The following is a 4,672-nucleotide window of genomic DNA, read 5'->3' as shown; positions in this document are numbered from 1 at the left end:
GCGGGCGATCTCCGCGTCCACGTCAAGAAACTCCGACACTTCCAAATGAGCCACCGCCTTCGGTAGGACGGCGGAGAGTGAGCGGGGCAGATTTGCCGCCTCTCCGAGAATGGGAAGAGTCTCCACCCGGGTGAGCAGACGAACAAGGTCCTCGCAGGAAGCGAGAAAGCGCCGGTCCTTTTCCTCGGGTACGACCAAAACAACCTGAGGCGCTACAGTCTGGGGAGACAGGCGTGCCTCTGCCCGGAGATTGCGAATATTCTTCACCAAATCCTGGAAAAACGCCATGTCGTCGTCTTCGTTGAGGTGGAGAGGGATACACTCCGGTTTCGGCCAGTGCGATTGCTCAATGGAAGCCTCGTCGAATCCGAAGGCATGCCAGAGTTCTTCCGTGACAAAGGGGATGACGGGATGAAGCAGCTGCAGTGTCACATGAAAGACTTCCCGCAGGACCTCCCGGGTAGCGCGTTGCCTCTCCGGCCCCTCTTCGCCTCGCAACGCAGGTTTCGCCATTTCCAGATACCAATCGCAGAGTTCGCCCCAGACAAACTCGTAGAGCCCACGTGCGGCCTCTCCGAAGAAATAACCGTCGAGATGCCGTGTCGTCGACATCACCATTTCCCTTGTCCTTGAAAGGATCCACCGGTCGTGGAATCGAAGTCCGGTGCCCTTTTCCAGAGAAAGGAGCCCGCGTTTCTCCGAAGAAGGCGTTTCGTCCTCCAGGTTCATCAGGGCAAACCTGGAGGCGTTCCAGAGTTTGTTCAGAAAGAAACGATACGTTTCGATCCTTGAAGCGCTCAGGAAGATGTCCCGTCCTTGCGTCGTGAGTGCCGCGAGCGTGAGCCGAAGGGAGTCCGCACCATATTGCTCAAGGATGTCCACCGGGTCGATCACGTTTCCCATGGACTTGCTCATTTTCTGCCCCTGTTCGTCCCGGACGAGCGCGTGGATGTACACGTCCCGGAAGGGAACGTCATCCATGAACTCCAATCCCATCATGATCATGCGCGACACCCAGAAGAAGATGATGTCGAATCCGGTGATGAGAAGGGATGTGGGATAATAACGAGCCAATTCCTCCGTCCGCTCGGGCCAGCCGAAAGTGGAAAAAGGCCAGAGCGCGCTGCTGAACCACGTGTCGAGCACATCTTCTTCCTGAGTAAGCTGTGTGCCGCCGCATTTCCCGCATTTTTTCGGTGTCTCGTTCGCCACGAGAATGGCACCGCACTCTCCACACGTCCAGGCGGGAATCCGATGTCCCCACCAGAGCTGCCTGGAGATGCACCAGTCCCGGATATTCTCCATCCACTGGAAGTACGTGCTCGCCCACTGCTCGGGCACCCAGCGAATACGTCCGTCCTTGACCGCCTGGACTCCGGCCTCCGCGAGGGGTTTGGCGCGGACGAACCACTGTTCGGAAAGATAGGGTTCGATGATTGTCCGGCAGCGGTAGCAGTGTCCCACCGCATGGTCATGTTCCTCCATCCGCAGCAACAGATTCTTCGCCTCAAGATCGCGGACGACGGCGGCCCTGGCCTCGAAACGATCGAGCCCGGCGTACTTCCCCGCTCTGTCGTTCATGATTCCTTTGTCGTCCACGACCTGGATCTGTTCGAGATCATGCCGTAATCCCACAAGGAAATCGTTCGGATCGTGGGCGGGTGTGATTTTGACGCATCCCGTCCCGAACTCGGGGTCCACCATATTGTCCTCAATGACGGGGACAGGCCTGTCCACAAGAGGAACGAGGACGGTTCTTCCGATGAGGTGGCGATTTCGCTCATCTCTGGGGTGCACTGCAATGGCGACGTCGCCGAGGATCGTTTCGGGCCTCGTCGTCGCAACGGTGACACCGGCGGACGCATCATCTCCTTCCCGTCCTTCGTCGGCGAAGGGATAGGTTACGAAATAGAGTTTACCGGGCGTTTCCTCGTGTTCCACCTCAAGATCGGAGAGAGCCGTGTTGCATCGAGGACACCAGTTGATGATGTATTTCCCTTTGTAAATCAGATCCTTTTCGTAGAGCTTCACGAAAACTTCACGAACGGCCCTGGAAAGTCCTTCGTCCATGGTGAAGCGCTCTCGCCGCCAGTCGCAGGAGGCGCCGAGCTTCTGGAGCTGACGGATGATTCGGCTTCCGTACTGTTCCTTCCACGCCCAGACCCGCTGTTCGAAGGCCTCTCTTCCTATGTCGTGACGGGAAAGGCCTTCCTGGGACAAGTGTCGCTCCACAACGTTCTGCGTGGCGATTCCCGCATGGTCCGTTCCGGGAAGCCAGAGGACGTTGCATCCGCACATACGTTTGTAACGACAGACGATATCCTGAAGTGTATTGTTCAGAGCGTGTCCCATGTGGAGTGAACCGGTGACGTTGGGAGGAGGGATGACAATGCTGAAAGCTTCGCCCTCGGCGCCGGCTTCGCCGTGGAAGAGCCCTCGCGCCGTCCACCAGGCGTACCATTTGTCTTCGATGGGAGCTGGATCGTAGGCTTTGCCGATTTCCCGCGTTGCGTCCACCATATACCCTCCTCTGTCATATCAAGCCTCAGCGGCTTGACCGGAAGCGTTTTGGCTCGAAAAAGCCGTGAGGAACAGTTTCAATTCTTCCACGCCCAACCCGGAAGTGGCACCGGTAATATGCGGTACCGTCCTCGTAAAAACACTCCGGGAAAGGTAGCGCTCCAGGTACTCCCTGTGCTTTCCCCGGGCGATCTTGTCGGCTTTCGTGAAGACGACCTGTACCGGAATGTCGTTTCCGCGGGCCCATTGCTGGAAAATCCGGTCGTTGTCCAAGAGCCCGTGCCGAAAATCGACGAGTTGGAGCACGAGATCGAGGGATTCTCTGCGGAGCAGGTAGGCCTCAACAAGCATTTTCCATTCCTGCTGCTCGTTCTTGCCCCGTTTCGCGAAACCGTACCCGGGAAGATCCACCAGCAAAAATGCGACTTTCTCGGACGCGCAGGTGACGGAGAAAAAATTGATGCTTCGAGTTTTTCCGGGCGTGTTGCTCACGTGAGCGAGACGTTGTCCGAGAAGCTTGTTCACGAGTGTTGATTTCCCCACATTGGATCGTCCCACCAGTGCGATCTCCCGAAAACGGGCGGGTGGAAACTGCGCGGGCGTGTAACACGTGGCCAGAAGGCCGGCTTTCCAGACGATCATGCCTTTTCTTCCAAGAGTGCCGTGCGGAGCACTTCCGAAACGTGCTGCACCAGAATGAAGTCAAGCCCGCGTCGCACCCAGGGAGCGAGACTTTCAAGGTCAACCCTGTTTCCCTCGGGGAGAATGACCTGCCGGATACCCTGCCGCTTTGCCGCGAGGACTTTTTCCCGGATTCCTCCCACAGGGAGGACGTTTCCTCGGAGCGTGATCTCGCCCGTCATGGCGAACTCGTGCCGGACTTGCCTGTGGGAGAGAGCCGAAAGAATACCTGTGGCGAGCGTCACTCCGGCGGAGGGACCGTCTTTCGGGATGGCGCCTTCCGGAACGTGCACATGGAGGTCCGTTTCCTCCCAGGAAATCTCTGGAATGCCAAGGGCATCGGCATTGGCCTTGATGTATCCGAGGGCTGTCCGAGCCGATTCTTGCATGATATTTCCCAGGTTTCCAGTGAGCGTGATGTTCCCCTTCCCTTTCATCGTCACCGTCTCGATGACCAGAACGTCCCCACCCGTTTCAGTCCAGGCGAGGCCGATGACGGTTCCTTCGCTGGGTTCTTCGGGAATACGGGTATCCTTCGTGAGAGGAGGCCCCAGATAGGTCTTGATCTGTGCTGCGGTGACCTTGAGGGGGAGCGTCTTTCGCTCTTTTCTCTCATCTGCTTCGACGATCTCCCTCGTAGCTTTTCTGGCAAGCTTCGAGAGTTGTCGTTCCAGATTCCGCACCCCGGCCTCGCGAGTGTATTCACCGACGATTTTCTTGATCGCCTTGTCGTAAACGAGAACATCCTCCTTCGTCAGACCGTGTTCGTGGAGAACCTTCGGCAGAAGGTGCCGCCTGGCGATGTGAAGCTTCTCTTCCAGGACATAGCCGGGAATGTGAATCACTTCCATTCTGTCGAGCAACGGACGCGGAATGGTATGCGCCACATTCGCGGTGGTCAGAAAAAGGACTCGGCTGAGATCGAAAGGAACCTCCAGAAAATGATCGGTGAAGAGATGATTCTGTTCCGGATCGAGCACTTCCAGTAGCGCCGCTGCGGGGTCACCGCGAAAATCCACGCCGATTTTGTCGATCTCATCAAGAAGCATCACGGGATTTTTGGTGCCGCAACTTCGAATCTTCTGGATGATCCGCCCGGGAAGCGCTCCCACGTAGGTTCGCCGGTGTCCGCGGATCTCCGCCTCGTCGCGCATGCCTCCAAGAGACATGTTGACGAATTTCCTGTTCAGTGCTCTCGCGATGGAGCGCCCAAGGGACGTCTTGCCCACGCCGGGAGGTCCGACAAAGCAGAGGACCTGTCCCCGCACATCCTGGCGTGCTCTCTTACGGACGGCGAGGAATTCGAGAATCCTTTCCTTCACCTCTTCAAGGCCGTAATGGTCTTCCTCAAGCACATCCTTCGCGACGGCAAGATCGAGTCGATCCTTGGACTGCTTCTGCCACGGCAGGGAAACGAGCCAGTCGATGTAGGCCCGCACCACCGTAGCCTCCGCCGACATGGGAGGCATTT

3 protein-coding genes are annotated in these 4,672 nt (G+C 57.5%); all 3 read right to left on the bottom strand.

The features are described from left to right. Positions 1–2,520 (bottom strand): valine--tRNA ligase (locus Q1K49_RS04960; RefSeq protein WP_300523481.1); only part of this gene is annotated, 2,520 nt, incomplete at its 3' end. Between the two features lie 18 nt (positions 2,521–2,538). Then, complete coding sequence (gene yihA, locus Q1K49_RS04955) at positions 2,539–3,162, bottom strand: ribosome biogenesis GTP-binding protein YihA/YsxC (protein ID WP_300523480.1); 624 nt, start codon at positions 3,160–3,162, stop codon at positions 2,539–2,541. Next, positions 3,159–4,672 (bottom strand): endopeptidase La (gene lon, locus Q1K49_RS04950; protein WP_300523477.1); only part of this gene is annotated, 1,514 nt, incomplete at its 5' end. The genes lon and yihA, both read right to left, overlap by 4 nt.

It is taken from the genome of Aminiphilus sp. (assembly GCF_029975095.1).
Classification (GTDB): Bacteria; Synergistota; Synergistia; order Synergistales; family Aminiphilaceae; genus Aminiphilus.
This window is presented reverse-complemented; position numbering and strand designations above follow the sequence as displayed.

Coding starts and splice junctions, on each gene's coding strand:
- yihA (WP_300523480.1), bottom strand. CDS start 3,162: ATGATCGTCTGGAAAGCCGGCCTTCTGGCCACGTGTTACACGCCCGCG.